Source organism: Phyllobacterium pellucidum (assembly GCF_013327855.1).
GTDB classification, from domain to species: Bacteria; Pseudomonadota; Alphaproteobacteria; order Rhizobiales; family Rhizobiaceae; genus Phyllobacterium; species Phyllobacterium pellucidum.
This window is the reverse complement of the sequence record NZ_JABUMX010000002.1, coordinates 134,951-160,892: the sequence shown is the minus strand read 5'-3', so window position 1 is coordinate 160,892 and position 25,942 is coordinate 134,951. Positions and strand designations below refer to the sequence as shown.

33 protein-coding genes and 2 tRNA genes are annotated in these 25,942 nt (G+C 58.1%); 14 read left to right on the top strand and 21 right to left on the bottom strand.

Going from position 1 to position 25,942, the window contains the following annotated elements; translation table 11 throughout:
• The first annotated feature begins 166 nt into the window (after nt 1-166).
• The 6 genes from HQ945_RS08720 to HQ945_RS08695 all read left to right on the top strand — a co-directional run bounded on the left by HQ945_RS08720 (nt 167) and on the right by HQ945_RS08695 (nt 4,519).
• Nucleotides 167-1,198 (top strand): cysteine synthase A, encoded by a 1,032-nt coding sequence (locus HQ945_RS08720; protein WP_174207975.1) that lies wholly within the window; start codon nt 167-169, stop codon nt 1,196-1,198.
• Nucleotides 1,198-1,944, top strand: coding sequence for an alanyl-tRNA editing protein (locus tag HQ945_RS08715; protein WP_091921783.1), 747 nt, complete (start codon nt 1,198-1,200; stop codon nt 1,942-1,944). Before HQ945_RS08720 ends, HQ945_RS08715 begins: the two co-directional genes overlap by 1 nt.
• 2 nt (nt 1,945-1,946) lie before the next feature.
• The gene (sseA, locus tag HQ945_RS08710) at nt 1,947-2,798 is read left to right on the top strand and encodes a 3-mercaptopyruvate sulfurtransferase (protein WP_091945787.1); all 852 of its coding nucleotides are present in this window, start codon (nt 1,947-1,949) and stop codon (nt 2,796-2,798) included.
• A 3-nt stretch (nt 2,799-2,801) separates the two neighbouring features.
• A complete protein-coding gene (locus tag HQ945_RS08705) occupies nt 2,802-3,338 on the top strand; it encodes a GNAT family N-acetyltransferase (protein ID WP_036814320.1) in 537 nt (178 codons plus the stop codon).
• A gap of 202 nt (nt 3,339-3,540) precedes the next feature.
• Nucleotides 3,541-3,969: a hypothetical protein gene (locus tag HQ945_RS08700; RefSeq protein WP_174207974.1), complete on the top strand. Its 429-nt coding sequence runs from the start codon at nt 3,541-3,543 to the stop codon at nt 3,967-3,969.
• 76 nt (nt 3,970-4,045) lie between these two features.
• Nucleotides 4,046-4,519 (top strand): DUF1203 domain-containing protein, encoded by a 474-nt coding sequence (locus HQ945_RS08695; RefSeq protein WP_174207973.1) that lies wholly within the window; start codon nt 4,046-4,048, stop codon nt 4,517-4,519.
• Nucleotides 4,520-4,569: 50 nt separating this feature from the next.
• Here the strand turns inward: HQ945_RS08695 and ald are convergent, their stop codons facing one another.
• Nucleotides 4,570-5,685 carry an alanine dehydrogenase gene (gene ald, locus HQ945_RS08690; protein WP_027231534.1) on the bottom strand — a complete coding sequence of 372 codons (1,116 nt, stop codon included), beginning with the start codon at nt 5,683-5,685 and terminating at the stop codon, nt 4,570-4,572.
• 151 nt (nt 5,686-5,836) lie between these two features.
• Between ald and HQ945_RS08685 the strand changes: the two genes are divergently transcribed.
• Nucleotides 5,837-6,328, top strand: coding sequence for an Lrp/AsnC family transcriptional regulator (locus HQ945_RS08685; protein ID WP_027231533.1), 492 nt, complete (start codon nt 5,837-5,839; stop codon nt 6,326-6,328).
• Here HQ945_RS08685 and HQ945_RS08680 read toward each other — a convergent pair.
• Both HQ945_RS08680 and HQ945_RS08675 read right to left on the bottom strand, forming a co-directional pair.
• Nucleotides 6,325-6,687, bottom strand: a complete 363-nt coding sequence (locus tag HQ945_RS08680; protein WP_174207972.1) for an MmcQ/YjbR family DNA-binding protein — start codon at nt 6,685-6,687, stop codon at nt 6,325-6,327. The genes HQ945_RS08685 and HQ945_RS08680 overlap by 4 nt on opposite strands.
• Nucleotides 6,684-7,931 carry an SAM-dependent methyltransferase gene (locus tag HQ945_RS08675; protein ID WP_113280691.1) on the bottom strand — a complete coding sequence of 416 codons (1,248 nt, stop codon included), beginning with the start codon at nt 7,929-7,931 and terminating at the stop codon, nt 6,684-6,686. Before HQ945_RS08675 ends, HQ945_RS08680 begins: the two co-directional genes overlap by 4 nt.
• Nucleotides 7,932-8,465: 534 nt before the next feature.
• Here HQ945_RS08675 and HQ945_RS08670 point away from each other — a divergent pair.
• From HQ945_RS08670 to HQ945_RS08655, 4 genes are all read left to right on the top strand, one after another.
• Entirely contained in the window at nt 8,466-9,011 is a 546-nt protein-coding gene (locus HQ945_RS08670) for a Csu type fimbrial protein (protein ID WP_113280692.1), read from the top strand.
• A gap of 205 nt (nt 9,012-9,216) precedes the next feature.
• On the top strand, nt 9,217-9,885 hold the full coding sequence (locus HQ945_RS08665) for a fimbrial biogenesis chaperone (RefSeq protein WP_162737184.1): 669 nt from the start codon (nt 9,217-9,219) through the stop codon (nt 9,883-9,885).
• Nucleotides 9,860-12,307 carry a fimbria/pilus outer membrane usher protein gene (locus HQ945_RS08660; RefSeq protein WP_113280694.1) on the top strand — a complete coding sequence of 816 codons (2,448 nt, stop codon included), beginning with the start codon at nt 9,860-9,862 and terminating at the stop codon, nt 12,305-12,307. The genes HQ945_RS08665 and HQ945_RS08660 overlap by 26 nt, the downstream gene beginning before the upstream one ends.
• Nucleotides 12,308-12,356: 49 nt before the next feature.
• The gene (locus tag HQ945_RS08655; protein WP_162737185.1) at nt 12,357-13,289 is read left to right on the top strand and encodes a Csu type fimbrial protein; all 933 of its coding nucleotides are present in this window, start codon (nt 12,357-12,359) and stop codon (nt 13,287-13,289) included.
• A gap of 677 nt (nt 13,290-13,966) precedes the next feature.
• Here HQ945_RS08655 and HQ945_RS08650 read toward each other — a convergent pair.
• The 3 genes from HQ945_RS08650 to HQ945_RS08640 form a co-directional block, all read right to left on the bottom strand.
• Nucleotides 13,967-14,386 carry a hypothetical protein gene (locus tag HQ945_RS08650; RefSeq protein ID WP_091945815.1) on the bottom strand — a complete coding sequence of 140 codons (420 nt, stop codon included), beginning with the start codon at nt 14,384-14,386 and terminating at the stop codon, nt 13,967-13,969.
• Nucleotides 14,387-14,463: 77 nt separating this feature from the next.
• Nucleotides 14,464-15,972 carry an NAD(P)H-hydrate dehydratase gene (locus HQ945_RS08645; protein ID WP_113280696.1) on the bottom strand — a complete coding sequence of 503 codons (1,509 nt, stop codon included), beginning with the start codon at nt 15,970-15,972 and terminating at the stop codon, nt 14,464-14,466.
• A gap of 169 nt (nt 15,973-16,141) precedes the next feature.
• On the bottom strand, nt 16,142-16,450 hold the full coding sequence (locus tag HQ945_RS08640) for a DUF6665 family protein (protein ID WP_113280697.1): 309 nt from the start codon (nt 16,448-16,450) through the stop codon (nt 16,142-16,144).
• A gap of 265 nt (nt 16,451-16,715) precedes the next feature.
• Here HQ945_RS08640 and HQ945_RS08635 point away from each other — a divergent pair, with 265 nt between their 5' ends.
• A complete protein-coding gene (locus HQ945_RS08635; RefSeq protein WP_113280698.1) occupies nt 16,716-17,432 on the top strand; it encodes a DNA helicase in 717 nt (238 codons plus the stop codon).
• A 108-nt stretch (nt 17,433-17,540) separates the two neighbouring features.
• Here HQ945_RS08635 and HQ945_RS08630 read toward each other — a convergent pair.
• Nucleotides 17,541-17,615 (bottom strand) — tRNA-Asn (locus tag HQ945_RS08630).
• A gap of 235 nt (nt 17,616-17,850) precedes the next feature.
• On the opposite strand from HQ945_RS08630, the gene HQ945_RS08625 reads away from it, so the two are divergent.
• Together HQ945_RS08625 and HQ945_RS08620 are read left to right on the top strand one after the other, a co-directional pair.
• On the top strand, nt 17,851-18,102 hold the full coding sequence (locus tag HQ945_RS08625; protein ID WP_036814496.1) for a hypothetical protein: 252 nt from the start codon (nt 17,851-17,853) through the stop codon (nt 18,100-18,102).
• A gap of 725 nt (nt 18,103-18,827) precedes the next feature.
• Nucleotides 18,828-18,901, top strand: a tRNA-Cys gene (locus HQ945_RS08620).
• 31 nt (nt 18,902-18,932) lie between these two features.
• Here HQ945_RS08620 and HQ945_RS23115 read toward each other — a convergent pair.
• The 14 genes from HQ945_RS23115 to HQ945_RS23025 all read right to left on the bottom strand — a co-directional run bounded on the left by HQ945_RS23115 (nt 18,933) and on the right by HQ945_RS23025 (nt 25,409).
• Entirely contained in the window at nt 18,933-20,111 is a 1,179-nt protein-coding gene (locus HQ945_RS23115) for a tyrosine-type recombinase/integrase (protein ID WP_174207971.1), read from the bottom strand.
• Complete coding sequence (locus HQ945_RS08610; RefSeq protein ID WP_174207970.1) at nt 20,108-20,353, bottom strand: hypothetical protein; 246 nt, start codon at nt 20,351-20,353, stop codon at nt 20,108-20,110. The genes HQ945_RS23115 and HQ945_RS08610 overlap by 4 nt, the downstream gene beginning before the upstream one ends.
• Nucleotides 20,346-20,780 (bottom strand): hypothetical protein, encoded by a 435-nt coding sequence (locus HQ945_RS08605; RefSeq protein WP_174207969.1) that lies wholly within the window; start codon nt 20,778-20,780, stop codon nt 20,346-20,348. Before HQ945_RS08605 ends, HQ945_RS08610 begins: the two co-directional genes overlap by 8 nt.
• Nucleotides 20,773-21,171 (bottom strand): DUF4031 domain-containing protein, encoded by a 399-nt coding sequence (locus HQ945_RS08600; protein WP_174207968.1) that lies wholly within the window; start codon nt 21,169-21,171, stop codon nt 20,773-20,775. Before HQ945_RS08600 ends, HQ945_RS08605 begins: the two co-directional genes overlap by 8 nt.
• A 106-nt stretch (nt 21,172-21,277) precedes the next feature.
• On the bottom strand, nt 21,278-21,682 hold the full coding sequence (locus HQ945_RS08595) for an HNH endonuclease (protein WP_174207967.1): 405 nt from the start codon (nt 21,680-21,682) through the stop codon (nt 21,278-21,280).
• Nucleotides 21,682-21,882, bottom strand: coding sequence for a hypothetical protein (locus tag HQ945_RS08590; protein ID WP_246272621.1), 201 nt, complete (start codon nt 21,880-21,882; stop codon nt 21,682-21,684). Before HQ945_RS08590 ends, HQ945_RS08595 begins: the two co-directional genes overlap by 1 nt.
• Nucleotides 21,879-22,667, bottom strand: a complete 789-nt coding sequence (locus tag HQ945_RS08585; RefSeq protein ID WP_207719707.1) for a recombination protein NinB — start codon at nt 22,665-22,667, stop codon at nt 21,879-21,881. Before HQ945_RS08585 ends, HQ945_RS08590 begins: the two co-directional genes overlap by 4 nt.
• On the bottom strand, nt 22,664-23,275 hold the full coding sequence (locus tag HQ945_RS08580) for a lambda exonuclease family protein (RefSeq protein WP_174207966.1): 612 nt from the start codon (nt 23,273-23,275) through the stop codon (nt 22,664-22,666). Before HQ945_RS08580 ends, HQ945_RS08585 begins: the two co-directional genes overlap by 4 nt.
• Nucleotides 23,272-24,174, bottom strand: a complete 903-nt coding sequence (locus HQ945_RS08575) for an ERF family protein (protein WP_174207965.1) — start codon at nt 24,172-24,174, stop codon at nt 23,272-23,274. Before HQ945_RS08575 ends, HQ945_RS08580 begins: the two co-directional genes overlap by 4 nt.
• Nucleotides 24,171-24,329, bottom strand: coding sequence for a hypothetical protein (locus HQ945_RS08570; RefSeq protein WP_174207964.1), 159 nt, complete (start codon nt 24,327-24,329; stop codon nt 24,171-24,173). Before HQ945_RS08570 ends, HQ945_RS08575 begins: the two co-directional genes overlap by 4 nt.
• Complete coding sequence (locus HQ945_RS08565) at nt 24,326-24,529, bottom strand: hypothetical protein (protein ID WP_174207963.1); 204 nt, start codon at nt 24,527-24,529, stop codon at nt 24,326-24,328. The genes HQ945_RS08570 and HQ945_RS08565 overlap by 4 nt, the downstream gene beginning before the upstream one ends.
• 219 nt (nt 24,530-24,748) lie before the next feature.
• Nucleotides 24,749-25,063 (bottom strand): hypothetical protein, encoded by a 315-nt coding sequence (locus HQ945_RS08560; protein WP_174207962.1) that lies wholly within the window; start codon nt 25,061-25,063, stop codon nt 24,749-24,751.
• 2 nt (nt 25,064-25,065) lie between these two features.
• The gene (locus tag HQ945_RS08555; protein WP_174207961.1) at nt 25,066-25,278 is read right to left on the bottom strand and encodes a hypothetical protein; all 213 of its coding nucleotides are present in this window, start codon (nt 25,276-25,278) and stop codon (nt 25,066-25,068) included.
• A complete protein-coding gene (locus tag HQ945_RS23025; RefSeq protein ID WP_281358729.1) occupies nt 25,275-25,409 on the bottom strand; it encodes a hypothetical protein in 135 nt (44 codons plus the stop codon). Before HQ945_RS23025 ends, HQ945_RS08555 begins: the two co-directional genes overlap by 4 nt.
• Nucleotides 25,410-25,942 lie beyond the last annotated feature (533 nt).

Genomic DNA, 25,942 nt, shown 5'->3' with positions numbered 1-25,942 from the left:
CGTCTGAAACTTATAAGGGCCGCCGGCATAAACGTGCCGGCGGCCTTTCTTTTTGCTGGCATCCTGCAGCGTAATCAGACAATTCACGTGGCTGATTGAATTCTGCGCTTGAACGGCCCGCCCGGGACAAATAGGTTCAAGCCCTGCAGATTGAAGGACTTGTGCCATGCTGAATTCAGTGATCGACGCGATCGGCAACACGCCGCTCATCCGCCTCAAGAACGCCTCCGATCTCACTGGCTGCGAAATCTACGGCAAGGCGGAATTTCTCAATCCGGGGCAATCGGTGAAGGATCGCGCGGCACTCTACATCATTCGCGACGCGGAAAGGCGCGGCCTGCTTCGTCCGGGCGGCGTGATCGTCGAAGGGACCGCCGGTAATACCGGTATCGGGCTCACCATGGTGGCCAAGGCGCTCGGCTATCGCACAGTCATCGTCATCCCCGAAACGCAAAGCGAGGAAAAGAAGGACGCCCTTCGCCTCCTTGGTGCCGAACTCGTTGAAGTGCCGGCAGTCCCTTACCGCAATCCGAACAATTACGTGAAGGTTTCCGGGCGCTTGGCGGAGCAGATGGCGAAGTCCGAGCCGAACGGTGCGGTCTGGGCCAACCAGTTCGACAATGTGATCAACCGTCAGGCGCACGTGGAAACCACCGCACCGGAAATATGGCGCGACACCAACGGCAAGGTCGACGCATTCATTTGCGCGGTCGGATCAGGTGGCACGCTTGCCGGGGTGGCGGAAGGGCTGAAGGGGCGCGACCCGTCGATCAAGATAGGGCTCGCCGATCCGCTCGGCGCTGCACTGTTCTCCTATTATACCACCGGCGAGTTCAAGGCAGAGGGCAACTCGATTACCGAGGGCATCGGACAGGGGCGGGTGACGGCCAATCTTGAAGGCTTCAAGCCTGATTTTTCCTATCAGATTCCGGATGCAGAAGCTCTCGACGTGGTCTTCGATCTCGTGCAGGAAGAGGGGCTTTGCCTCGGCGGCTCATCGGGGATCAACATTGCCGGCGCCATCCGCATGGCACGCGATCTTGGCCCGGAGCATATCATCGTCACGGTGCTGTGCGACTATGGCAACCGCTATCAGTCGAAGATGTTCAATCCCGAATTCTTGCGATCCAAGGACCTGCCGGTGCCGGCGTGGATGGAGACCAAGTCCGACATTTCCATCCCTTTCGAGAATTCATAATGGCTTACGATACCACGATCCTGTTTCGCGACGATTCCTACCTCAAGGAGATTGAGGCGAGGGTTGTCGGCGTCAACGAGCGCGGCGGCATTCTTACGGATCGGACGGTCTTCTATGCCACCTCGGGCGGCCAGCCCGGAGATACCGGCGCCTTCATCCGGCCCGACGGATCGAGCATCGCCATCGCCGCAACGATAACAGGCGAAACCAAGGAAGAGATCATCCATGTGCCGGCCGCGGAGCAGCCCGTGCCCGCAGTCGGCGAAAAGCTCTTGCTTCGCATCGATTGGGACCGCCGCTACAGGTTGATGCGCATGCATACGGCCTGCCATCTCTTGAGTGTCGTCTGCCCGTTTCCCATCACAGGAGCTGCGGTCAGTGAAGATGACAGCCGCGTCGACTTCGATTTGCCGGAAGCGGGGGTCACGCGCGAGGGCGTAACGGCCAAGTTGATGGAACTGGTGAACGCCAATCATCCGGTATTCACCCGCTGGATTACCGACGAGGAACTGGCGGCAAATCCGGGCCTGATCAAGTCGAAGAATGTCCGTCCGCCCATGGGCACGGGACGTATCCGGCTCGTGTGCATCGGCAAGGACGCGGTGATCGATTCGCAGCCCTGCGGGGGAACCCACGTAGCGACCACCGGCGAGGTCGGAGCAATCCATATCGGCAAAATCGAAAAAAAGGGCAAGGAGAACCGGCGTTTTCGCATCAGGTTCGGCGCCTTGCCGGAGGGAGAGTGAACGTGTCGGAAAAAAGCGCCTTTGTCGTTTCGCCGGACTGGCTTGAGGAGCGCCTCGATCAGCCCGGCTTGAGCATCCTCGATGCGTCCTGGTACTTTCCGTTCCAGAACCGCGATGCCAAGGCCGAGTATGAGGCAGCCCACATTCCGGGCGCTGTTTTCTTCGACCATGAGCAGTTGTCGGATCCCGATTCTGCCCTGCCGCATACTTTCCCGAAGCCGGAAGCCTTTGCGGCTGCCGTCAGCAGCATGGGCATTACCAATGAGGACACGATCGTCGTCTATGATGGGCCCGGCATGTACACGTCGCCCCGGGTGTGGTGGATGTTCCGCACCATGGGCGCGAAGAAAGTCTTCGTGCTCGATGGCGGCTTCGACAATTGGAAGGCTTCGGGCCGCCCGGTCACGGACGCGGTGACCAAGATCGCGCCCTCCGCATTCGTGGAAAAGTTCGATGCAGGCAAGGTTGCAAGTTTCGAGCAGATGCGCCAGATCGTCGATAGCGGCTCGCGTCAGATTGCCGATGCGCGTTCCGCCGGCCGCTTCGTCGGAACCGATCCGGAACCACGCCCGGGCCTACGCTCCGGCCACATGCCGGGCGCCCGCAGCGTACCCTCATCGAGCCTTGCCGATAAGGGTTATCTCAAGGACCTCAGCGGGTTGCGGCATGTCCTTGACGAGGCGGGCGTGGACTTGTCCCGTCCGATCGTGACGAGTTGCGGCTCGGGGATCACCGCAGCCGTTATCACCCTTGCGCTCGAATCGCTCGGCCACAAGGACAATCTGCTTTATGATGGCTCGTGGTCGGAGTGGGGCGCCCACAAGGATACTCCCGTCGTAACGGGCGAAGCGTAAGCCATGGCCGACAATCCCAAGCCCCGCATGCTGAAGACCCGGGTGACGCATCTCGAACTGACCGATCGCCCGACCCAATCCGTTCCGACGCCCGTCAGTTTCAAGCTGGCAATCATGCGGGCGACGAGGATTTCACTACCCTTCTACCGGTTCCTCTATGAGCAGGTGGGCAAGCCGCATCATTGGTCGGTCCACCGCCATCTCGATGACAAGGCGCTCGCCGCGATCATTCACCGCGACAATGTCGATATCCACGTTCTCTACGCGGATGGCTCTCCGGCCGGCTTCTTCGAACTCGTCACTGGCGAGGAAGAAGGCGTCACGGAGATACTCTATTTCGGGCTGATCCCGGAATTTCAGGGTCGCGGCCTTGCCAGGTTCTTTCTCAACGAGGCGATCTCGACGGCGTGGATGAGCGACCCGCAGAAGGTCATCATCGAAACCAACACGCTCGACAGCCCACGTGCCTTGCAGATGTACCAGCGCATGGGATTTCATCCGGTCAGCTTCGCCGAGGCTGAAATCGAGGCGTGGGTTTAAGGCACAGCGTCATTCCGAAATGCTCTCCCTCATCCTCGGGCTCTGGTCTGGGGACTTGGGCTGAAAGCCCGACGCAGGACGAAGAATCCAGGGCTTGCCACGTTCGAATAACGATCTGTGGAGTTCGACGCGCACCGAATAGAGAAAACGCGAATAACCCCCTATGAACGCAAATAGATTCGTTCTGGGAGGTAAAATTATCTTGTCGATGCGCAGTGCCCTTTATTCCATGATCGCCATGGCCTTGCTGTCTGGTTGTGTCCCTTCCGAACTCTCGACGACCAAGGAAGGGTCGGGAAGCGCCAAGGTGTCCGCGAAAGCCGGACAGGAAACCGGACTTGCCGGATTTTACAAAGTGAACGGTGATTGTTCAGGTCGAAACCCGGGCTCGCTGAAAGTCGTCACGGAACCTGCGCACGGAACGGTCAGAATCCAACGCTTCACAGGCAATCCGACCTATGCGTCCGGGCACTTTCTTGCCAAGTGCAATTCGCACAAGGTGCCGCAACTCGGACTGTTCTATAGACCGGCGCCCGGTTTCGTGGGGAGTGATCGGGTCGTCGTTGCAGCCAAGGCCGCGGGCAGCGATGTTTACGGCTACGTCACCTTCCACATCGAGGTCGCGAACTAGCCGGTCAACATCCGCATGAATCGGGTGGCTCGGCTCCCTCGTTCGGTGTCTTCTTGCTCCAACAAAGGAGACACCGATGAACACGATCCGCTATATTGCCATGTCCACCACGCTCGCTCGCCACTACCAGCAGGGCGGAGCCGACGCCAATGGCCAGACACCCGAAACCTACCTATCTGACGGCGATGGCATGCCGTGCCGCCATTGCCTGCAGAACATTGCGGCAGGCGACAAATATCTGATCCTGTCGCATCGACCGTTTCCAGCGCCGCAACCTTACGCGGAAACAGGGCCGATCTTTCTCCATGCTGATCCATGCGAGCGGTACCCGGAAACAGAGGAGATGCCGGCGATGTTTCGCGAGACCAGCGACTACATCTTGCGCGGCTATTCCTGCCAGGACCGTATCGTCTATGGAACGGGCGGGGTAATCCGAACCGAGGCAATTGCCAACCGCGCCGCGGAATTGCTGGCGCGAGACGATGTCGCCTATGTGCATATACGCTCGGCGCGCAACAATTGTTTCCAGTGCCGGATCGAGCTGCCATGAAAAAAGCCCGGACACAGGTCCGGGCTCCTTGATAATGTTGCAGCGATGCGTCAGGCGGCGATGGCGGCCTTGGCTTCGACCATCTCCAGGCCCAGCGCTTCGGCAACGGCCTGGTTGGTGATCCGCCCCTTGTGGACGTTGAGGCCATTGCGCAGATGCGGGTTGTCGACCAGCGCCTTGACGCCACGGTCGGCCAACTGCAGGCCATATTGCAGTGTCGCATTGTTCAGCGCATGGGCTGAAGTTACCGGCACAGCGCCCGGCATGTTGGCGACGCAATAGTGGATGATCCCGTCGACTTCATAGGTCGGTTCGGAATGGGTGGTCGCATGCGATGTCTCGAAGCAGCCGCCCTGGTCGATGGCGACGTCGACAATGACAGCACCCTTTTTCATGCCTGACAGCATTTCGCGGGTGACGAGCTTCGGCGCTGCCGCGCCCGGAATAAGCACGGCGCCGACGACGATATCCGCCGAGAAGACCTCCTCGTCGAGGGCTTCGATAGTCGAATAGCGCGTGTGGATACGGCCGCGGAAAAGGTCGTCCAGCTGGCGCAGGCGCGGAATGGAGCGGTCGAGGATCGTGACATCAGCGCCAAGACCGGTCGCCATCATGGCCGCGTTGATGCCGACGACGCCGCCGCCGATGATCGTTACTTTGCCCGGAAGAACCCCCGGCACGCCGCCGAGAAGAACGCCGCGGCCGCCATTGGCCTTCTGCAGGGCCGTTGCACCCGCCTGTATCGCAAGACGGCCAGCGACCTCCGACATTGGCGCGAGCAGCGGCAGGCCGCCGCGATCATCCGTAACGGTCTCATAGGCTATCGCCGTCACACCGGATGCGAGGAGACCCTTGGTCTGTTCCGGATCGGGAGCGAGATGCAAATATGTGTAGAGAAGCTGACCCTCGCGCAGCTGCGCCCATTCGGAGGGCTGCGGCTCTTTCACTTTCACGATCATGTCGGATTGCTGAAAGACTTCTTCGGCAGTCTTGGCGATCTTCGCGCCTGCCGCCTGGTAGGCCCCGTCGTCGGCGCCTATTCCAATGCCAGCTCCGGACTGGACGATGACCGTGTGGCCATGAGCGATGTATTCGCGTACGGCCCCCGGAGTGAGACCGACGCGATATTCATGGTTTTTGATTTCCTTCGGGCAGCCAACGCGCATAACGCCTCCTGTAAGTATTTTTGAGTTCCCTTTTGAGGCAAATATTTCATCACGAATCCTGTCGCATGTCCTTGCCAAGACGGCTCGACGGAAGGCAAAATTTCGAATATTCTTGCGCAAGATCGGCAATTGAAAGCGGAAAGCGCGAAGAATGACATTGGACAGGATCGATATCGCGATTCTCGACAGCTTGCAGAAGGATGGACGCATGTCGAATGCGACGCTGGCGGAGAAGGTCGGCCTGTCGCAATCGGCCTGCTCGCGCCGGCTCGACCTTCTGGAGAAATCCGGCGTCATCCGCGGCTATCACGCACGGCTCTCCAACAAGATGCTCGGGCATCCGGTCATCGTCATCGTCAATATTTCGCTGTCCGGGCAGGCCGACAAGCAATTGCGGGAGTTCGAAACGGCGGTGAAACGCTGCCCCAATGTTCTTGTCTGCTATCTGATGTCGGGCGAATATGACTATCTGCTGCGGATCGCCGCGAAAGATCTCGAGGACTACGAGCGTATCCACAAATTCTGGCTTTCGGCGATGCCGCATGTAACGAAAATAAATTCGTCCTTTGCGCTGCGCGAAGTCGCGGACCGGACCGGGCTCGGGGTCGAGACCGCGCTGATCGAAATGACAGGCGAGCGCTAAGGCTTTGCTTCTACAGCTTTACGGAGCTTGGCAGGCGCCTTGGCATGCCAGGCCAATTTGATTCGATGGCCAAGTTCCGCATCCGAAATACGGCCGAGACGCATCAGGATATAGGGCCAGCCTTTATAGTGGTCGGTTTCGAAGTAGATTTCAGGGACACTCTCCATAAGGAGCGGCTTTTCCTCGAGCGGACAGTGGATGGCGAAGGTGTCGGCATCCTTGAGCCGACCGATGAACGACGTCTTTACTTTCAGGGAAGGTGTTCCATGCGTGGTGCTCTCAACGAGTTCGGGCAATCCAAGCCCACTCGCCACGTTCCAGATGCGCTCGAACGCCTTATCCAGGCCGCTCTCAGTCATGACTTATAGAAGACCTGGCGCACGTCGATGTATTCGGAGCGGAAGCCGGCCTCGCAATAGAACAGGTAGAACTCCCAGAGCTTTTTGAAACGGCCGTCGAATCCAAGGTGACGCAGACGGTCCCACGAGTCCCAGAAGCGCTGGCGCCATTCAGCGAGCGTTCGCGCATAGTCCTGCGGGAACACATGCTCGCGGTAAAGGTCGAGACCAAAATCCTTGCCGAGCCGTTTCAGCCTTTCCGGCGTCGGCAACATGCCGCCCGGAAAAACATAGCGCTGGATGAAATCCGGCCGCTTGCGGTAGCGATCGAACGATTTGTCGTTGATGGTGATGATCTGCAGGCCGGCGCTGCCGCCCGGCTTCAAACAGTCCTTCACCTTGCCGAAGAATACCGGCCAATATTTTTCGCCCACCGCCTCGAACATCTCGATCGAGGCGACATGGTCGTATTTTCCGGTCTCGTCGCGGTAATCCTGGAACTTGATGTCGACCTTACCGGATAGCTTTGCGCGTTCGATGCGCTGGCGCGCATAGTCGTATTGTTCGCGGCTGATCGTGAGCCCGGTCACATGCGCGCCGATCTCACGCGCGGCAAATTCGGCGAATCCGCCCCAGCCGCAGCCGATTTCCAGCACCCTGCTGCCGGGGGTAATGCCGATATTGCGGGCGAGGGCGCGATACTTGGCGTTCTGGGCGCTTTCGAGGTCGGTGGCGTTTTCCGCAAACAGGGCCGACGAATAGGTCATCGTCGGATCGAGCCATTCGCGATAGAAGGCGTTGCCGAGGTCGTAATGCGCCGAGATATTCTTGCGCGAACGGCTGCGGGTATTGTCATTGAGCCAGTGCCGTAGCCGCTGCACCGTGTTGAGCATAAAATTCGAGCCGCCGGCAAGGTTTTCGCCGACCTCTTCATTGACGACGAAGAGTTCGAGGAAGGTCGCGACATCGGGGCTCTCCCAATCGCCGTCCATATAGGACTCGGCAAGGCCTATCGTACCGCCCGAGAAGGCGCGGCCCGGCAGGTTCCAATTGTGAAGAATGACCGACGCATTTGGCCCGGCCTGCCGGCCGCCAACCTTGAACAATTGACCATTGGGGGTTGTGATCGCCAGCGTTCCGCGGGGCAGATGAACCGCGGCGCGAAGTGCAGCCTGAGCCTTGAGAGGGAGCCCCTTCAGCAATATGCCGACGTTTTCAGGCGTGAGCCACTTGGCATCGGGGGTGGCGATAGATGTTTGCTTCATGCCGTCGATCTTCCAATTGGCGGACTATTGGTTGGCCCATGTTATCAAACGTTTAAGTTGCATCCAGTGGTTCTAAAACGCAAGCGAGTGATGGCGCGTGTGAATGTAGTTCGCAAGCTACTCGTGTTTCGAAAGCGCCAATATCAACTCGCGCTAGCAAGGGATTGGCGCCTTTGAGCATAAAGGCGATGGGCCGCAAGTATTCGACGGCAATTGACGTCATTCGAACGTCTCTTAGCCGACATATGAACGTTGGCTTACGTTCGAATAGATCATCTCAATAGTACAAATGAAATAAAACGCGATTTGTTGTTGTTGATATTAGACTAAAGTATCATAATATTTTGCAATAAAGCTGTGAACTGATCATCTGAACTAATATATTCACCCGGTTTGTCGTTAATTTCTTAATTTTAGTCGCTTCAAATAAAATTGTGACAAAACTATTGCCGTACTCACGTAAACGGTAATTTAACTACCCCAATTAATAGGGGTCAAAATTTTTCATACGAATCTGATTTGAGGACACCACCAATGAGCACTAAAACACTACGCCTCGCTGCTGCCCTGTTCGTGGTCGCAGCCACTTCGTCGACCGGCTCGGCGCTTGCTGCCAGCCAGACTTCGGAACTCAATGTTCGGCTTGAAATCCAATCCGGTTGTACCGCAAATCTGCTCGAGGGCGCGACGCTCGATTTCGGCCAGGTTGCCGGAACGCCGACAAACGACATTCAGCGTTCTGCTCGCGTCAGCGTATCCTGCAGTGGCTACAAGCCGGCAACGGGCCCTGCTGCCGTTGCTCCGACGCTCGGGCTTGGCTACGGTCTCCACGCGGACGGAAACCAGCGCAATGTGCAGAGCGGCACCAACAAGGTTCCTTATTCGCTCTACAAGAATGGCTACTACGGTGATGCCTGGGGTCTTGCCGGCACCGGGTCCGGTGGTCCGCTCACTATCAACAACCTGACCAATGATACGCCGCAGGAAGTGACGATCTATGGTGTGGTCAAGAAGAGCGACATAACCAGCAAACCGGTAGGCGTCTATACCGATACGGTACAGATCGTTCTGACCTACTAATCTCGTAAGCGGGCAGGGGAAATTCTCTTCCTGCTCGCATCGTTCTGTTCGGTCTATATCTCAGTCGCTGCAGTATTTCAGATTACTGAAGAACGCGTTTAATACAACGCATTTAATACATTACATTTGTAGGTTATTTTTATTGATGTTGCGGTATAAGCTGCCATTCTTTTCTTTGATCAGCGTCGTTTGTCTGTGGTTGTCGATGTCAACATGGGCCGCGGCGTCGTCGCTGACGGTCATGCCCATAAAGCTCGATATTTCTTCCCCGCAGGTCGCAAGCAAGCTTACGCTGACCAACGGCGACGATGAGCCGGTCAATATTCAGGTCCGGGTGTTCCGCTGGTCGACCGTCAACGGTGTCGAGAAGCTTGACCCGACACCGGACGTGGTTGCCAGTCCTCCGGCCGCTAAAGTGCCCGCAGGGGGGCAATACGTCCTTCGCGTTGTTCGGGTCAGCAAAGCGCCCGTCATCGGCGAAGAGCGCTACCGTATCCTGATCGACGAGATTCCCGACCCGAGGAAAGCCAAGGCCGGTACGGTTGGTTTTTCGCTGCGTTTCTCGGTTCCCGTCTTTTTTCACAACAAGGATGCGCTTGACGCCAAGCTAAGCTGGAGCGCGAAACAGACCCTTAGGGGCCTGGTCGTGACTGGCTCCAATGCCGGCGATATCACCGCACGCATCTCCGATCTTAAGATTCTCTCGGGCGGCCGCGTGGTTGCCAGCAAGTCGGGCCTTGTCGGCTACGTGCAGGGCGGGTCTACCGCCGACTTCGCGTTGGGGCTGGTGAAGGGTCCGCTGCAGGGCAACTTGCAGATCCGGGCTCAAAGCGATAGGGGCGCAATCGATGCGACGGTTCCTATACGTAACTAGCTTTGCGATAGCCGGAACACTTGTATTTGATGCCATTGCCTCTGCTCAGCAGTCGACGCAAGGGGCGACGCCGGTCATCCCTGCTGCAACCGGTCTGCAACCGGGAATCCTGCAATCGCAAGCGACCCAGGAACTGCAACTCGAAGTCTTTATCAACGACGTTTCCACCGGTTTGCTCGGCGCTTTCGAGCAGGCGCGGGACGGCCATCTCAGTGCCAGGGCCAAAGAACTCAAGGAACTTGGCTTGCGTCCGCCGAACGGCACGAGGCCGGACGATTTAGTCAATCTGAACGAACTCATCGGCGTTTCCTATCACGTCGTGAGCGAGACGCAGATGGTTTACATCGAGGCGGCGGATTCTGCGCGTTTGCCAAAAGTCATCGACGTCAATCCGACAGAAAAGCGGCAGCCTGCGACGGCGAGTACGGGAGCTGTCCTCAACTATTCGTTGTTCTCGAGCACCGACAACATGCTCGATGGTTCGTTCGATGCGTTTCGCGGCGTCTCCGGCGGCTTTGACGGGCGCATATTCAGTCGCTACGGCACGCTCAGCCAGTCTTTTACCGCCAGCCTGTCCGATGGCGAGCTTGGCGGCGTCGAGCGCCTAAATACGCTCTGGAGTTATTCGGACCAGAACCGCCTCGTCACCTACAAGGTTGGCGACTTCGTGTCGGGCGGTCTTTCGTGGACACGCCCCGTCTATCTCGGTGGCATGCAGGTGTCGCGAAACTTCCGCCTGCGTTCGGATCTGGTGACTTTGCCCATGCCGGGGTTCACCGGCTCGGCGGCCGTTCCATCGACACTCGAAGTCTACACGCGCAACGCCAAGACGTTTTCGATGGACGTACCCGCAGGCCCCTTCAGTCTGACCAACCTTCCGGCATATACGGGAAATGGCGACGCGCAGGTCGTGGTGCGTGACACGCTTGGACGTGAAACCCGGACATCTCTGCCATTCTACAGCACCGTCGACATGCTGAAACAAGGTCTCGTCGACTTCTCGGTCGAAGGGGGTTTTCCCCGGCGTAACTTCGGTACCGAATCGAACGACTATTTCGGCGATCCGGTCGGAAGCGCGACGGCGCGCTACGGCGCCACGGACAGACTTACGCTCCAATCCCATGTCGAGGGCGGAGCGGGTCTGATCAATGGTGGCGCCGGCGCTGTGTTTTCGGTAGGAAGCTTTGGTGCGCTTTCCTTGGCGGCTGCCGGTAGCCAGTACGAGGATGGCACAGGCATGCTCCTCAATGGTGGGCTGCAATTCGATATTGGTTCATACGGGCTTTATGGCAGCGTCCAGCAGACCTTTGGAAGCTATGACGACATTGCTTCGATCTCAGCCGATGACGGCGTCGATTTAAGCAGCAACGGCTACATATTTACCGGTTACACGCAAATCTACAGCCCGCGCGTACCGCGCCGGACCATCCAGGCTTCCTTAAGCGTTCCGACGCCGATCGAACGGGCAAGCCTCAACTTGTCCTTCACGCATATCGAGACTGATACGGGCGAGAAAAGCAGTATTGCCGGGATTTCCTACAGCCAAGCGATGTTCAAAAGCACTTCTTTCTATGCTTCGGCCTTCACCGACCTGAACGACAGCGACAGTTTCGGTATTTTCGCCGGCCTGTCGATCCCGTTCGACAATGGCATCGGTCTCAACACGGGCCTCGAGCAATCTCCTGACGGGCTGGCGGTAACGACGGCCCTGACGAAACAGGAGACGCAGCAAGAGGGCAGCTACGGCTGGAGCCTCAGGGACCGCGAGGGCGAGGCGGCAAATCGGTCGGCATCGGCAAGTTATCGATCGAAATATGCGCGAATCGAAGGTCAGGTGAATCAGTACGACGATACCGCACAGGGCAATCTTTGGGTTGATGGTGCGATCGCTGTCGCGGGCGGCGGAGTTTTCGCCACCAATCGTCTCGACGATGCCTTTGCCGTGGTCAAGGTTGGCGCGCCGGACGTCGAGGTTCGCTCGGACAATCGGGTGATCGGACGCACGAACAAGTCCGGCCGCATCATAGTTCCAAACCTGAATTCCTACGAAGAAAACCGTATCGATATCGATACGACCAATCTTCCGGTCGATGCTGCGATCGATTCGACGCGCACTATCGTCGTGCCGGCGCAGCAAAGCGGGGTCGTCGTCGATTTCGGCGTCAAGGAAGACCCCGAAGCGGCTGTCATTTCCTTCGTCGACGCGGCGGGCGAGCCGCTGGAAGCCGGGTTGGCCGGCAGTCTCAACGGAGCAGAAGATGCCTTTGTCGTCGGTTATGACGGACAGGCTTTCATCAAGGGGCTCAAGGCCAATAACGCTGCGTCCATTCATATGGCGGATGGGGCAGTGTGCGCGGCAGAGTTTGAATACCGTCCGACACCAGGGCAACAGGTGCATATCGGAGGTGTTCGATGCCAATAAAGCGCCGTCGTCTGGAGGGCAAAGGAAGCAGTCCGAGGAGACCTGTTTTATGAAAATGCTATTGGTTTGCCTCTTTTTCCTCCTGGGAATGTGGGTGGTTCCGGCTGCAGCCAACGCATCCGCGACGTGCACAAATCGGATGGATACAATAGAACTCGAGGCCATGAGCGGCGAGGCGGCCATTGTGACCTTTCCCCCGGTAAGTATCTCCTGCAATGTGACAGGGGCGAATGTCGGTTCGATTTTTTATGCATGCATCACCCTGGCTGATACCGACGACCAGACCCTGAGATCCGAAAACGGTCACAAACTCGCGTTCGAAGTCTTGACCCACGGCCAGTCCACCGCCAAGGGCGGCTACGACACCTACCGCTACGACGTGCCGGGCACGAAGGGTACAATTGAATACATGTTCGATTATTGGACGGTGAAAATTCCACCTGGTCGTTGGGTCAAGGCAGGTATCTATAAAACAGATCTCCAAGTCGATGTCTGGTATGGCGTGTTGAGCAAGGGGTCTAATCCCTCGTGCTCGGCATCAGTACCCCCACAAATGATTCGTATGGCGACGACGCGTCCACTTAGCGTCGAAATCAAGCCGAGCTGCAAGCTGAACGTCATGGGTGATCTCGATTTCGGTGTTGTCACGCCTGTCACGGATTGGAAAAATATGCGGGCCTCGACCGCGCTGAACGTCCGGTGCTCGCCCGAAGCCAACTACACGATCACGGTCGACAATGGTAAGTCGAGAAGTCCGAAGGTCCGTAAAATGTACATGGCAGGCGAGATGGAGACCTCTGTCGGCTATGAACTTTATAAGGATGCTTCCGCCGGCGTACCGTGGCGAGAAACTGACCCTGAAAAGGGGACCGGCACCGGCTTTCCAATAAAGGTCCCCGTGTACGGCAGAATCAATGAACCGCTAAACAAAAAGCCGGCTGGAAAGTATTCCGACACGGTGCTGGTGACGATCGAATTCTAGCTGCTGGCAGCAGCGGGCGATGAGCTTGACGCGGGTTTCGGCGCGGCAGGAAGATTGAGGCGAAACGGCAGAGAGCGATGAGCTTGACGCGGCAAGCCGCCATCCGGCTGCTGACTTGAGCCGCTTCGGGATGACCTCGCCGTCGCGAGGAGAAAACGTTTAGTCCAGCTGCTGGCAGCAGCGGGCGATGAACTCGACGCGGGTTTCGGCGCGGCAGGAAGATTGAGGCGAAACGGCAGAGAGCGATGAGCTTGACGCGCGTTTTTGGCGCTGCGGTGAGATTAAAGCGAAGCGGGCAGGACGCGGCAAGCCGCCCTCAAGCTGTGACGCGGTGGCGGGTTCCGGAATACCTCGCCGTTGCGACGAGATACGGCTAGCGGCCTGGCGCTGGGCCGCCAACGAACTCGGTTCACGTAATCCAAATATTCGACGCAAATCCACAAAAGCAAAAGGCCGGGAGCGACCCGACCTTCCTAAACTTACCTCTACATCAGTGCCAGTACATCCGTGGTCAAAGACGAAGATAAGCTGTTCGCTTGAGAACGTTCACTACCCTGTTATTACGACAGAATGATGACGTGCATCGATTAAAACGGGAAGCGCGTACGCAACACCTTTTCGCGCTCGGGAACAAGGTGAACGATCAAGGTAAAGACCGGGTTAATGCGGCTATCGAACTATTGGGCCGGTCCCAACAATCGATCCTGGTTGGTTCGCCCGCCCATGCAGGTGTAGCGAACTTCATAGCGCGGATCCATGATCGCGGTCACGTCCTGAGCCGTACAGTTTCGCCCGGTGCTGCGCAGGAACTGTTCGGCGGCGTCGCGGTAGACTACCGGTGGCGTCGCCACCAGACCGCCGGCTACGCCGCCCGCAAGGCCTTTGACGAAGCCTTGCGTCGCTCCACCGCCGCCACCCGGTCCAATCATCAAGCGGTTGCGCTGCGGATTGTCGATGATCTGGAATGACTGGCCGTTGCTCGCCGTAAATTGTTGCTGCGGCAGGCCGCCATAGTTGGATTTTGCGTAGTCGATCCCCGCGCAACCGGTCAAAGCGGCGAGGAGGAGAGGGGCTGTCAGCAGCAGCGAAGGTTTCATACTGTAACTCCATAATTGACGCCTTGAGTGGCGTGGCATTCCTGTCAGGCGCACCGGGATCGGCGCCTCGGGCTCGGTTATTTGCTCTCCTCTGCGGTTTCCATCAGGGAGGCCAAAACGCTTCCGGCTGCCCGTGGCAGATCTTCGGCAATCAGCCCCAAGCCAAGTGCATGGGCCGCCGCGCCGTGGATATGAACCGCCGCGCAGGCCGCCGCAAACGGCGCCATGCCCTGCGCCATCAGTCCTGCGTTGAGCCCCGCAAGCACATCGCCCGACCCTGCGGTCGCCAAAAGGGGCGTGCCGTTGCTGTTGATGACGGCGCGCCCGTCTGGCGCTGCAATGACGGTATCGGCGCCCTTATAGATAATGATCGCGTTGGCGCGCGCAGCTGCAGCGCGTGCCCGCTCCAGCTTTGAGGGCATGGCCTCCGCATCGAGATCAGGGAAGAGGCGCTTGAATTCGCCTTCATGCGGCGTAAGTACCAGGCGCACTTCCGGCAGGCGCCGGGTCGCGGCTAACAGCATATCCGGCTTGTCCTTGAACGATGTGATCGTATCGGCATCAAAGACGAAGTGTCCGGACGCCTTGTCAAGGAGGTCAAGCGCAAGGGTGCGCGTCTTTTCGCCAATACCGAAGCCGGGCCCGATAACGAAGGCGGTTGGCTGGCGCGCTTCGATAAAGTCGGCAAGGTCCTGTCCGTGGTCGCACCGGCTAAGCATGATCGACGTCAGATGCGCTGCGTTGGCCGCAAGTGCCTCACCTGGAGAGAGGACCGTGACCGCCCCCGCGCCGCTGCGGGCGGCAGCCATGGCTGAAAGCCGAGCCGCTCCCGTTGCCGTGGCGCCGCCCGAGAATACGGCGGCATGGCCGCGACGATACTTGTGGGTGTCGACATCAGGCGAGGGGAGTTGGTCCCGCCACAAGCCGGGCGCGTTCTCGAAGCAGCGTGACGCGATCGCGGCGAGCACCTCATCCCTGATGCCAATATCGTGGACGATAAGATCGCCGCACAGCGCCCGGCCCGGATAGAGCAAATGCGCCGGCTTCTTTCTGAAGAACGTGATCGTGCTATCGGCCTGGAAGACAGTGCCGAGCGGCAGGCCGGTGGCGCCGTCGAGCCCCGAAGGCACATCGACGGCAATCCTGCGCACCGGCTCCTGGTTGGCGCGCTCGATTGCCTCGGCATCCTTGCCGGTGACCGGCCGGTCCAGCCCGGCGCCAAACAAGGCATCGACGACGACAGAGCCGGGCTGGGGCGCGAAGCCTTCGATTGAACGCGGACGTAGCGGGCAGTCCGCAAGTGCGCGGGCGGCATCGGTGCCGGCCTTGGGCGCGCCGTTCGACCATACGAAGGCGCTGGCGCCGTTGTCGTTGAGTGCGCGGGAGATCACGTAACCGTCGCCGCCATTATTGCCAGGCCCACAGAGAACGTGAAACGCTGGTGCATCGCCGTGATGAGCAAGGAGATAGTTTGCGATGCCTTCGCCGGCACGGAGCATCAGCGTGTACCCGTCTCCCGGTCCGGCAGCGATGGTGAGCCGGTCGGCCTCGCTCATTTCGGCCGGCGTCAAGATCTCATATGCCATTCGCGCTTTCCCTTGAACATTTCGCTCGAGACTAGAACAAATCCCGGCGAAATGAAGCCGGTTCAAGCGAAGCCGGTGTTGGAAGTACGCTCCGCAGCCTCCAAAACGCGGCAAGGCCGGCAAAGTTCAACAGGCCGCAGCGCCACGCGTATTTGCTGGTCTATGAAGCTCAGTCGGCGCCCAGCCGCACCAGCACCGCGCGCGGGATACCATAGTGGTTTATCGCGTCGTCATGTCTGCGCAGCCCGCAAAGTTCGCGCTGGATGAAATAGGCGTGCACTGCTTTCGCCGCTGCCTTCAGGCGCGCCGCGCGTTCAGTATCCGAGGCCGCGTTCAGTTGCTCCAGCGCCTGTTCGACTTTCTGTCCCGCGCGGCCCAGCGCCGCTGCCATTTCAGCGATGATTTCCATGTCGATCGCGCTCGGCGGCGCTCCGCGATCGAGACCGGATGAAGTGTTTTGTGGCGGTCGAAACGACATGGGCAGCTCGGTATAAGGATCATCGAAAGGCGACGATCATAATTCGAGCATACGAGCCGCCGCATCGCAAGGGTGCATTGTTCACCCCGCACGGCTTGCCGCTGCCACGCAGAATCGGCTAGGAATCGGTACGGCAAAGCCCATGCCTCCCCCCTCCATTCGGGAAAGCATCATTCATGCAGGGTGAACATTTTTGAAACCGACTGTTCGAGCACGACGCATAAGGAGGGACTGCAGCATTTGCTCGCAATAGGAGGTTATTTGAATGAGATTGTCGGCACCAGTTTTTCATTTGAAGCGTCAGGCCAAAAACCTCGCGCGCGAACTTGGCATTCCCCTGTACAAGGCGCTCGATCAGATCGCGGCGAGGGAAGGGTTTACGCGCTGGAGCCTGCTCGCAGCCACAGCGCCTGCAGGATTGCCGGCCAGCGAGTTGTTTTGCCGACTGGATCCGGGCGACCTCGTATTGATCGGTGCGCGCCCCGGGCAAGGCAAGACGCTTATGGGTCTCAGGCTGGCCGTTCAAGCGATGAAGGCAGGTCGTCGCAGCGCGTTCTTTACGCTCGAATATACGGCAAGGGACGTCGTCGATCGCTTGCGCGCTATCGGAGTCAATCCCACGCAATTTGATCAAAGTTTCGAGCTGGACCACTCCAATGCCATTTGCGCCGATTACATCATCGAGCGACTGACACTGGCTCCAAATGGGACATTGGCCGTCATCGATTATCTGCAGATTCTCGATCAAAAGCGCGACAGACCGGATCTTACGACACAGGTGCAAGCGCTGCGAGGGTTTGCACGGCAACGAGGGCTGATCATCGTCTTCATTTCACAGATCGACCGGTCATACGATCCATCGTTGAAACCCTGTCCCGATCTGCGAGATATTCGATTGCCCAATCCGCTCGATCTCGCCTTATTCGACAAGGCAGTGTTTCTGAGCAATGGCGCGGTGCGGTTCCAGACCATAAATGAGTGAACGCCGATGCCGCAGGCCGGTAAACTCATGAATATGGGCCGACACGTAAGTCCGAAGCTTGTCGGCCTTCAAAAAACTGCAATAAAAGTCTGGGATTGTGCTTGGAAGTGGCTCCCCGGGCCGGATTCGAACCAGCGACCAACCGGTTAACAGCCGGTTGCTCTACCGCTGAGCTACCGGGGAACAGCTACTCAGTCATCAGCGATGTGGCCTATAGCAAAAGGGTTTCGCTTTTGCAAAGGACCATTTCGATTTTTTTTCCGCAAATGTGCATAACAGAAGGATGACATGGCCGGCCCGGCTTCTTACATCCGGTCGTAATACGTCCAGATTGATGAGAAAAGTTTTGACTGACCGCCCGGAAGACAACAAGGAACACGGCGAAGAGACGCACAAGGCCCGGGTCAAGCGCCGGCATATGCGGATTCTCGGCCGCCACGTACCCATGCCGCAATCGGTGGCAATGCGTCGCACGCTCGGCGGTGCGCTTGTCGCTGGCGGTACATTGGGGTTTCTCCCGGTTCTCGGGTTCTGGATGATTCCGCTCGGCCTCGTCGTCCTGTCGCATGATTCTGCTCTGGTGCGGCGTAAGCGGCGTCAGCTGGAGGTAAAGCTCGGACGCCGTTGGAAGGGGAATGCCGCGAACAAGAAAGACGGCTCTGGCACGTGATGCCTTCCGCATAAAGTTGGGTATTTAGTCAAATCGCCCCCGTGATAATTGACGTTCCAGAAATCGCGTTGATCGGGGTCGCGGTTCTCTTGATGCGAGCGATGCTGACGACATACCCAAAAGTCGTGACGAGGCACATCGCGCTAATGACTGTTCGTTTTGAGGTGTGGCGAGGCGGCTTACGTCGTTTACCTTTTTTCATTTCATTTGCAGAATGCACGCGTTGCTATTTCAGAACTTGCAAGCGCAAAAAGGGGCCCAGTTTTGCGACTGGCAGATCAGTCCAGACAATTTCCCAGCGGGGCATAAAGGGCCTATGGCCAAGCTTTTCTCCATATTGGGAGCAAGTGCTGCCGAGAAAGACTTGGTTCGCGGTAATCTTCGAATCCATACCCACCACATACGGCGACCCCGGTACGGATGTGTGCGACAATCTTGTGGGATGCTTAGGGAGGATCTGCCAGCGTTTCTAAGACTCGGCAGACCGGACAGCGAGACAACACTGAAATACCTAGAGCATCCCGGGGCCGGCGGCCTGTATTGGGGGCTTCATACCGCGGAAGATGCAGCGTAGAACAGAAATTAACCAATCAGGAACGATGCGAGAACGCCCGTTCGGAATGGGACGAGGAATTTCTTCGGAATGGCTTGACGGAGCGATTTCGGTCTCATAGAGAACAGCACCGGAGTTTCAACGGGTTATTCCGTGCTTCGATTGCAGTTGAGGCCTCGTGGCGGAGTGGTTACGCAGAGGACTGCAAATCCTTGTATCCCGGTTCGATTCCGGGCGAGGCCTCCAACCCTTCTGGGCACCACTACAAGCACTTGATTTAGCTAATCTTTTTCTCAGGTGTGGCACTCTGGGACACCACCCCACCTTCAGGGTGTGGCACTATGTTCCCCATTTCACCCCAATCGATCTTCGAAACGGCCTGTCTCGCCAGGCGCGCGCGCTGCGCATTCCGGGTATAGATTTTCGACGTCTTGGCGTCCTTCCACCCGAACATTCCCTCCAGCATCAGGTCGGTGGCTTCGTTCTCGGCCATGTTCGTGGCAAGACCCTTGCGGACGCTGTGGGCGGTCAGGTGGGGAAGCCCAGCTTGCGTGAACCAATCCGACACACGATTGCCCAATCCCTTGATCGTGAAGGGCTTGCCGTACTCGGTGACCATGTATGTCATGCGCTTTTGCGGGTGCAGAGCCATAACAGCATCGAGAATAGGGTGGATCGGTATTTCCAGCGTCGTCGGGCTCTTGTTGCGATTCTTAAACACCCTGAAAATCAAGGTGTCACCGCGGCGGTGCTGGGGTCCGATAGTCGCAAGGTCAGAAACCCGCATTCCCGTGTACATCAGGATGGCAAGCCCGAGCACGGCCTTTGACTGCTGGCCGTGATGCTCGATGTATTTTGCGATGTCCTCGTTGCGCATGGTCTCATGACCGTCGGTTTTCACGCGAAATGGTTCGACCAGTTTTGCAGTGTTCTGTCGCACCAAGGGCGAGGGCTTGGCGGCTTTGCCGGCTTCGAATATCTGGCGAAGGATTTTCAAACGCTCGTCGGCCGCGAAGGGCGTATCCCGCTTCCGGTCGCGCAAGACCTCGAGATTGGCGACGTCGAGGGCTGCAAGTGGAAGATGTGCGAATAGACGCCTGTCCTTCGCACTCAGCGGCTCGGAGAGCATACTGTCGATGATCGATCGACGCTTTGCCTGGGTGGTGGAGTCGAGTTTGCGGAATGACTGACTGGCGAGATAGTTGGCACAAAGAAATTGAAACGTGCCTGCCTGCGCCACAAGAGGAAGCGTAGTGCTATCCTTCGTAGGAGCCGCGCCAGAGGCTTCGTAGGCGTTTCTGGCCTCCCAGTACTTGGTTGCGAATTCCTCGCTGTGCGGGTTGTCTGGCAGCCTTGCAATGCGCTTCTTGTCGACGCGGAAATAGAACCGCTCCTTGCCGTGACGACTCCGGTTGGTTTCGATATAGGGTAGATCGATTGCGGCCACGTCGCTCACGCCGACGCTCTCCAATTCGATACGTCGACCTCCTGTTCCCCATCTACAGGCCACTCCGCCATTGCCGCTTCCAACTCAGCGATGCGCCAAAACTTGCGGGTGTGCCAACGTCGCGGGCGAGGGAGCATTCCTTCCCGGACCATTTCATCCACCGTATTCGGCGCAACACCGATCGCAAGCGCAACCTCGGTCCTGCTGAGACCAAGGCGCGGCACATTGCGAATGATGTCAACCTTAGCCACGCGGGTTCTCCCCGCTATCCACCGTCTCACGGTCGTACGGCGTCCACTCTTCGTCGTGCCATTTCCGAAAGTACGCACCATCATCGCGGAACTGCCAAAAGCACGACGTGCGCAGCTGACGCTCAGGCAGCATCAGCGTCCAGCATTCACCGCCAGGTAGCGAAACAATCCGGTGGATGTGGGTGGCTTCGATCCGGAAACTGTCGCCCGGCGGCCGCGCAATGACATCGATCAAGCCACGCTCGGGGTGGTAGACCTCCTCAATATAACCGCCGTGGAGGATGATCGAGCGGAAAGCAAAAGGGTGATCGTGGGGATCACCCAAGTCCGGCTCGGTAAAGCGGTGAAAGACCGCGGGAAAGGGTGTGCCTCCAACGTGCCACTTGTCGAATGTCGGGCTCATGGGTTCGTGGCGCAGGTCAATCATTTGCCAGACTCCCGGTGGAGCGAGGCGCGGATGCCCTCGACATCCTCACCATTTCGAGCCGCTTTTTACCATAGTCTACCAACGTCTGATTGCCCGTTTCTTTGCCCTTCGCGAGACAGAGACGTGCTGTGTGTTCAAGCGGGCCATATCGATCCGTCTCGATCGCTCCGTTACGAACCGCCAGGGCGCGTTTGCTCTGGGCAATGTCGAAGTGAACCCAGCTCGCGCCGCGATGCTTACCGAAAGACAGTGTGGGATGGCCTTGTATCCACTTTCGATGCACGCCGATCTTGTCAGCCATCGCAAGCAGTTCTTCGTCGGTATCAGCCCACATGTGGCACATGATCATATTGCCAAACGGAGCGGCCATGTCGTCGACGTACACGCTCATCCGACGCACCTTACAAAAACAGCCAGCAAGACAAGGCCGACGACAACGAACGGCCCGGCAATAACAGTGAAATCGGCAAGCCAACCTTTGAAGCGTTGCCCGTACATCATGGTTCGATCCTTTCGAATAAACGGCGAGGCGGGAGGGATTTGGTGGGAGCCGGCTTGGCCCTGACGACCTTCGCGAAACCGGCGGATTTGACCGAACCCTTCGGCCGAGTGACGCCGGTATGCTTCGCGCGCACTTTGGCGACCTTGGACTTCTCCTTGACGTCCAGCGCGGTCTTGCCGAGGTGGCAATGAGAATGCGCCGGCGCGAGATTGCTCTCCGCATTCTTGCCGCCATTGATCAGGGCTACGACGTGATCGGCTTGCCACGTCTCGCCCGGCTTGATCTGCAGTTTGCAGAGATGGCAGACGCCTTTGTCCCGGTCATAAATGCGCTGGCGCACGCGGGGCGGGGCCTTCGTGTCATCGGTCTTGCCGATCCACTCGTCGACCTGGCGGGCCATCAGAGCAACCTCCCTGCCTGATCGTCGGCGTCAGCCTTGGCGCGATACTCCTGGGCGATGGCTTGCATCACGGCGATCTGCCGGTCGGCGAAGGCTTGCGCCATCCGGCCATCAGCAACCCATCGGGAATAGACACGCTGGCGTTGTTTCACCTCGCGCTCGGCGCACTCGGCTTTGTCTTTGTTGGTGATCTCGGTCACGGCTGCACCGCCAAATCTTGCTCATCGATCTGAGCTAAAGCGCATGTGAAGGCGAGGGCAGCCTGTCGCACCTCATCAGACTTGCCGCACGCATCGCGGAAATGCCCTGTGATTGTCTCGGCTTTTTCCTTAGCCAGCTTGCTCAAGGGGCGTTGTTCAGCTGCAAAGCTGTTGCGCGCCATGCGGACCACATCGGGGTCGGCGCCGACAGCGGCATTCAATCGGACGATGAATTCGCCGAGATTTCGTTTGTCCTCGTCGGTGAGAAAGTTTGAGCCCGACGGTTGATCGGGGGAGGAGGTTTCCGAAGAACCGCCGGGCTCAGTATTGGAAGCTTCGCCGGGGAGGAGGTCGGCTTCGCTTCCATCATCGGACGCATGGGGTACGTCCGATTCTTGTGGCTCTTTGAACTGGACAGGATGTTCCGGATCGGAACCGAACGCATAAATGAGTTCGATCAGATTTCCCATTTCCTCCACGGTCATGGTCGAAGTCTTCATGCCCAGCGGAACGATGGTTCCCTTGTCGATGCCAGGTATGACGTCGGCATGCCGCAATGACGCGGTGAACATATTCTTCCAGTCGTCGATATCGAGCTTGCGGCCGTACCAGACGACTTGCTCCGCCACTTCGCCCAGCATGGCGTGAAGCTTGGCATTCTGCTCGGCGCTGCGCGTCTTCTTGCGGAACTCGACAATGGTTCCGTATTCGACGTTGCGCGCCCATGCCGCAACCATTTCCCGATCGGCTGGCGTGTTGATCACTAGCTGCCGGCGGGTGGTCATGCTGCCTCCAGCATGCCGTAGCGGCGCACGAGTTCGACTGTATCGGCCAGATCGGCGTTGAAGCGATCGACCTCGTCGGCGATTTGCTTGATGTAGACGTCATCCCGGTAGGCGCGCTTAACGAACAGCGGAAGCTTCGGCCAGTAGCAGGCGATATCGACCCACTCACGCTCGCAGACCCAAAGCGCGCCTTGGCACTGAGCGCGATGCTCGGGTGGAAACTGATCTTTCAGCAAGACCTCAATGAGCAAGTGCGGGAGTTTTGTTTTGAACTCGCCAACACCGTTATTTCCAATCAGGCTATCGGGGCTCGCCCCTTTGGCGCCGTTGCGAACAAACCCAACCTGGGTGAGCTCCGCACCAGTCAGGAACGCGTACTGTGAACGCGCTTCCGGCTCCATCTCGTGGCCGCGCTCCATGTGGGCGTTGGTGTAGCCTTCAGATGGTTCGCCGGTCAGGATTTCGCCCGCCAGCTTAAGCAAGTAGGTTCGACGGACCTTGCCTTCGCCCTTCGCCATTATGGTGGCGAAGTTGGAAGCGGTCGGGATGCCACAACGCGCCTGATACCATTCCGGCGAATTCTGGTCGCAGTCGATGATCTCGATCATGCCGCGCTCTCCGACTTCTGCTGTTTGAGCCAAGCCACACGGCGCCGCAGGGAACCGACCACCTCGTTGAACTTGTCCATGGGGATGTCGGTGACGGCTTCAACCTTCCAATGATCGCAGAAGGTCGGCGTCTCGAGCTCGCCCTGTTCGATCAGTTCGCGGATTACCGACGCTTGCGCCTCGGTTATTGGCTTCGCTTCGTCGGTCGTCTGATCTGCGGTACTGCCGTCATCGTCTGCGGCCGCTGCCAAACCAAGCACAGCCTTGAGTGTGTACCGCTGCAAGTATGTGACCGTTGAACCGATTGCCTGGATGCTGTTCTTGTTGCCGCTGTCATCGCGGCCGGCCGTCAGCGTGTTCTCCTCGCTGTGGCCCATGCTGTGCGAAATGATGCACGTCACCGAGATCGGCATGTTGGGTTCGGCCGCGGTGCGGTACCGAACATGAAGACCATGCTTGGACAAAACCGGCGCGACGGCGCTCATGATGCCCGCCAAGTCTTCGTACTGGTAGTTGGTGCGGCCTTTGCCTGACGTGAAATCAACCTTGCGGCTTTTCTTGATTTCGGGGATCTCAGCCTTGGCAGCAGACATGGCGGCTTCAAAGGCCTTTCGCGCCTGGTTCTTTTCCCACCGGTCCTGAAGGTCCATGAGCTTGGTCAGGGTCTCGATGTTCGCACCGGTCTCGACGGCATGGTTGAGCATGTCCATCGGTGTCATCGAACCTCGGATCGGAGTCGTCGAAGTTACATTCTGATTGTCGATTACGGCTGGCGCGCTCATGGCTGCAGCTCCCTCGTATGGTTTGTTGATTTTCTTGGCGACCTCGGCAACGACCGCGTTGGCGGGCTGCCCGATCTGGACAAAGGCGTCGGTATCGATGATCCGTTCAGTGCTCATAGCCAGACGCTCGCTATGAAATTGATCACTTGGATCACGCCGAACAGGGCGATCACGCCGATGCTGAACCACTCGACGAGGCGGACACGCATTCTGTGCTTGCGTGCCTGCATCAGGCGGATGTGTTCGAGTTCGATGAGGGAGATCGGGCTCATAGCGCACCTGCCTTGGCGAGCGCTTCACGACCGTAGATGTCACAGCTTGTGATTACCTTGGCACCCGTGTCGCGCCGTAAGTCGCGTACCGTGCCAAACACATCAGACCGAATTACCTTGCCGTCAGCGACGTACAGGTAATCACCATAAACAGGGTAGTCGTCTGGCAATTCCCGTTCGTTGAGGGGTCTACAGCTCATTGGTCGACCTCATTCATGATCTGGTCGTAGGTCTTGACCAATGTTCCGATGTTGGCGAGGACGATTGCTGTCAGACCGGCAAGGCCGACACATGCGATTGAAAAACTGAGCATCAAACTGCCTCCTCGGTGATATCGTTGTTGAAATCGTCGTCGAATTCTTCGACCTCGATGGGGTCATCGACTTCCCACCAGTCGGTGTCAGGATCATCTTCGCCCATCACGCTGCCTGCCGGCGCTCCAGCGCCTCTTCTAGGGACCGCTTGTTCTGGACCAAGCCGATCAGTCGGTTGCTGTCGTATGCCCAGCTCTTTGCCTGCCGGAGCGACACCTGGCTTTGAATTAGCCGGTCCAGCCAGCGAATGGCGTGGTTGATCTCGGTCTCGGGTGGAATGTTGTAGCCAAACTCCAACGCCTTCTTGACGTGGCGGCCCATTGGCATGTCGGAGCAGATGTCCTCAACGGTGACTGATCGGACGCTCTTCACAACATTGGTGAGTGCGTGAAAGACGCTGTTGGCGGGGTGCGCGCTCATGTTCAATTCCACCTCCCGTTGGCAAACCCGTTCACTGCCTGACCGATGACGGCGTAGCAGTTCGCGAAATCGTGGAACTCGATGCGACCGGCTTTGTAGTCGGCATTGATACGACCATTGATGCGATCAAAGTCGGCGTGAGAAATGCGCTGAAACTTGTTGCGCGGAAGCGCTTTGACTTCTTGGATGATGCTTTGGCGGTAGGAACTGTTCATCGTGCGATCCTCCGGCGCGAGACGGTGCGATTGATCTGGCGCTTGGCCAGTTCGCAGAGGATGACGAGAACGACGGCGCCCGCTGATTGCAGCGCCAGATCGGTGAGTGTGAATGGGTCGAAGGTGTTCATCGTAATGCCCCATGAAGTTCGTTTCATGGAGTTACAATAGTGGGAGATTTCCTACTCGTCAACGTAAAAGTGGGAAGTTTCCTATTTTTTGTTTGACGCGCTGTCGCGACCGGGTTTATGCCATGGCAAATCACCGAGTGCTTTTTGGTGGTCTCCATGGAATGCCTATCCTGAAAGGGACGGCCTCACGGCGAAGCGGACAAGTCTGTAACGCAGGTGCAGTAGGGGAGTGGTTTGCCGGTCCATGGCAGCGTCGAAGGCAAGGGACTCAAGCGGTCAACCGGCAATCAGGTTGAAGGGAAGGCGCGACGACAACGGGAGATCGGTCCCGGCGCATGAGGCTCACCAGCCAATAAAAGCCGACCATGATCCGCAGGTGGGACGGGCCGACATATGGCTTGGCGGGGATGCACGGATACCTCAGAATACTCAATCGAGTCCTGAAGACGTGTAGTTTCCTTGGGTCGGATTATTCCGGCTCCAAGGGATTACTACGCCGTTTCCTTAAAGCCTAATCGTTCCTGAGAAATCCC

Coding starts and splice junctions, on each gene's coding strand:
- HQ945_RS08665 (WP_162737184.1), top strand. CDS start 9,217: ATGTCAACATGGGCCGCGGCGTCGTCGCTGACGGTCATGCCCATAAAG.
- HQ945_RS23025 (WP_281358729.1), bottom strand. CDS start 25,409: ATGAACACCTTCGACCCATTCACACTCACCGATCTGGCGCTGCAATCA.
- HQ945_RS08650 (WP_091945815.1), bottom strand. CDS start 14,386: ATGAAACCTTCGCTGCTGCTGACAGCCCCTCTCCTCCTCGCCGCTTTG.
- HQ945_RS08605 (WP_174207969.1), bottom strand. CDS start 20,780: ATGATTGACCTGCGCCACGAACCCATGAGCCCGACATTCGACAAGTGG.
- HQ945_RS08695 (WP_174207973.1), top strand. CDS start 4,046: ATGAACACGATCCGCTATATTGCCATGTCCACCACGCTCGCTCGCCAC.
- HQ945_RS08555 (WP_174207961.1), bottom strand. CDS start 25,278: ATGAACAGTTCCTACCGCCAAAGCATCATCCAAGAAGTCAAAGCGCTT.
- ald (WP_027231534.1), bottom strand. CDS start 5,685: ATGCGCGTTGGCTGCCCGAAGGAAATCAAAAACCATGAATATCGCGTC.
- HQ945_RS08575 (WP_174207965.1), bottom strand. CDS start 24,174: ATGAGCACTGAACGGATCATCGATACCGACGCCTTTGTCCAGATCGGG.
- HQ945_RS08670 (WP_113280692.1), top strand. CDS start 8,466: ATGAGCACTAAAACACTACGCCTCGCTGCTGCCCTGTTCGTGGTCGCA.
- HQ945_RS08585 (WP_207719707.1), bottom strand. CDS start 22,667: ATGACCACCCGCCGGCAGCTAGTGATCAACACGCCAGCCGATCGGGAA.
- HQ945_RS08635 (WP_113280698.1), top strand. CDS start 16,716: ATGAGATTGTCGGCACCAGTTTTTCATTTGAAGCGTCAGGCCAAAAAC.
- HQ945_RS08570 (WP_174207964.1), bottom strand. CDS start 24,329: ATGAGCCCGATCTCCCTCATCGAACTCGAACACATCCGCCTGATGCAG.
- HQ945_RS08655 (WP_162737185.1), top strand. CDS start 12,357: ATGAAAATGCTATTGGTTTGCCTCTTTTTCCTCCTGGGAATGTGGGTG.
- HQ945_RS08625 (WP_036814496.1), top strand. CDS start 17,851: ATGCGGATTCTCGGCCGCCACGTACCCATGCCGCAATCGGTGGCAATG.
- HQ945_RS08720 (WP_174207975.1), top strand. CDS start 167: ATGCTGAATTCAGTGATCGACGCGATCGGCAACACGCCGCTCATCCGC.
- HQ945_RS08715 (WP_091921783.1), top strand. CDS start 1,198: ATGGCTTACGATACCACGATCCTGTTTCGCGACGATTCCTACCTCAAG.
- HQ945_RS08595 (WP_174207967.1), bottom strand. CDS start 21,682: ATGGCCCGCCAGGTCGACGAGTGGATCGGCAAGACCGATGACACGAAG.
- HQ945_RS08565 (WP_174207963.1), bottom strand. CDS start 24,529: ATGAGCTGTAGACCCCTCAACGAACGGGAATTGCCAGACGACTACCCT.
- HQ945_RS08660 (WP_113280694.1), top strand. CDS start 9,860: ATGCGACGGTTCCTATACGTAACTAGCTTTGCGATAGCCGGAACACTT.
- HQ945_RS08560 (WP_174207962.1), bottom strand. CDS start 25,063: ATGAGCGCGCACCCCGCCAACAGCGTCTTTCACGCACTCACCAATGTT.
- HQ945_RS08685 (WP_027231533.1), top strand. CDS start 5,837: ATGACATTGGACAGGATCGATATCGCGATTCTCGACAGCTTGCAGAAG.
- HQ945_RS08600 (WP_174207968.1), bottom strand. CDS start 21,171: ATGAGCGTGTACGTCGACGACATGGCCGCTCCGTTTGGCAATATGATC.
- HQ945_RS08645 (WP_113280696.1), bottom strand. CDS start 15,972: ATGGCATATGAGATCTTGACGCCGGCCGAAATGAGCGAGGCCGACCGG.
- HQ945_RS08580 (WP_174207966.1), bottom strand. CDS start 23,275: ATGATCGAGATCATCGACTGCGACCAGAATTCGCCGGAATGGTATCAG.
- HQ945_RS08640 (WP_113280697.1), bottom strand. CDS start 16,450: ATGTCGTTTCGACCGCCACAAAACACTTCATCCGGTCTCGATCGCGGA.
- HQ945_RS08675 (WP_113280691.1), bottom strand. CDS start 7,931: ATGAAGCAAACATCTATCGCCACCCCCGATGCCAAGTGGCTCACGCCT.
- HQ945_RS08680 (WP_174207972.1), bottom strand. CDS start 6,687: ATGACTGAGAGCGGCCTGGATAAGGCGTTCGAGCGCATCTGGAACGTG.
- HQ945_RS08705 (WP_036814320.1), top strand. CDS start 2,802: ATGGCCGACAATCCCAAGCCCCGCATGCTGAAGACCCGGGTGACGCAT.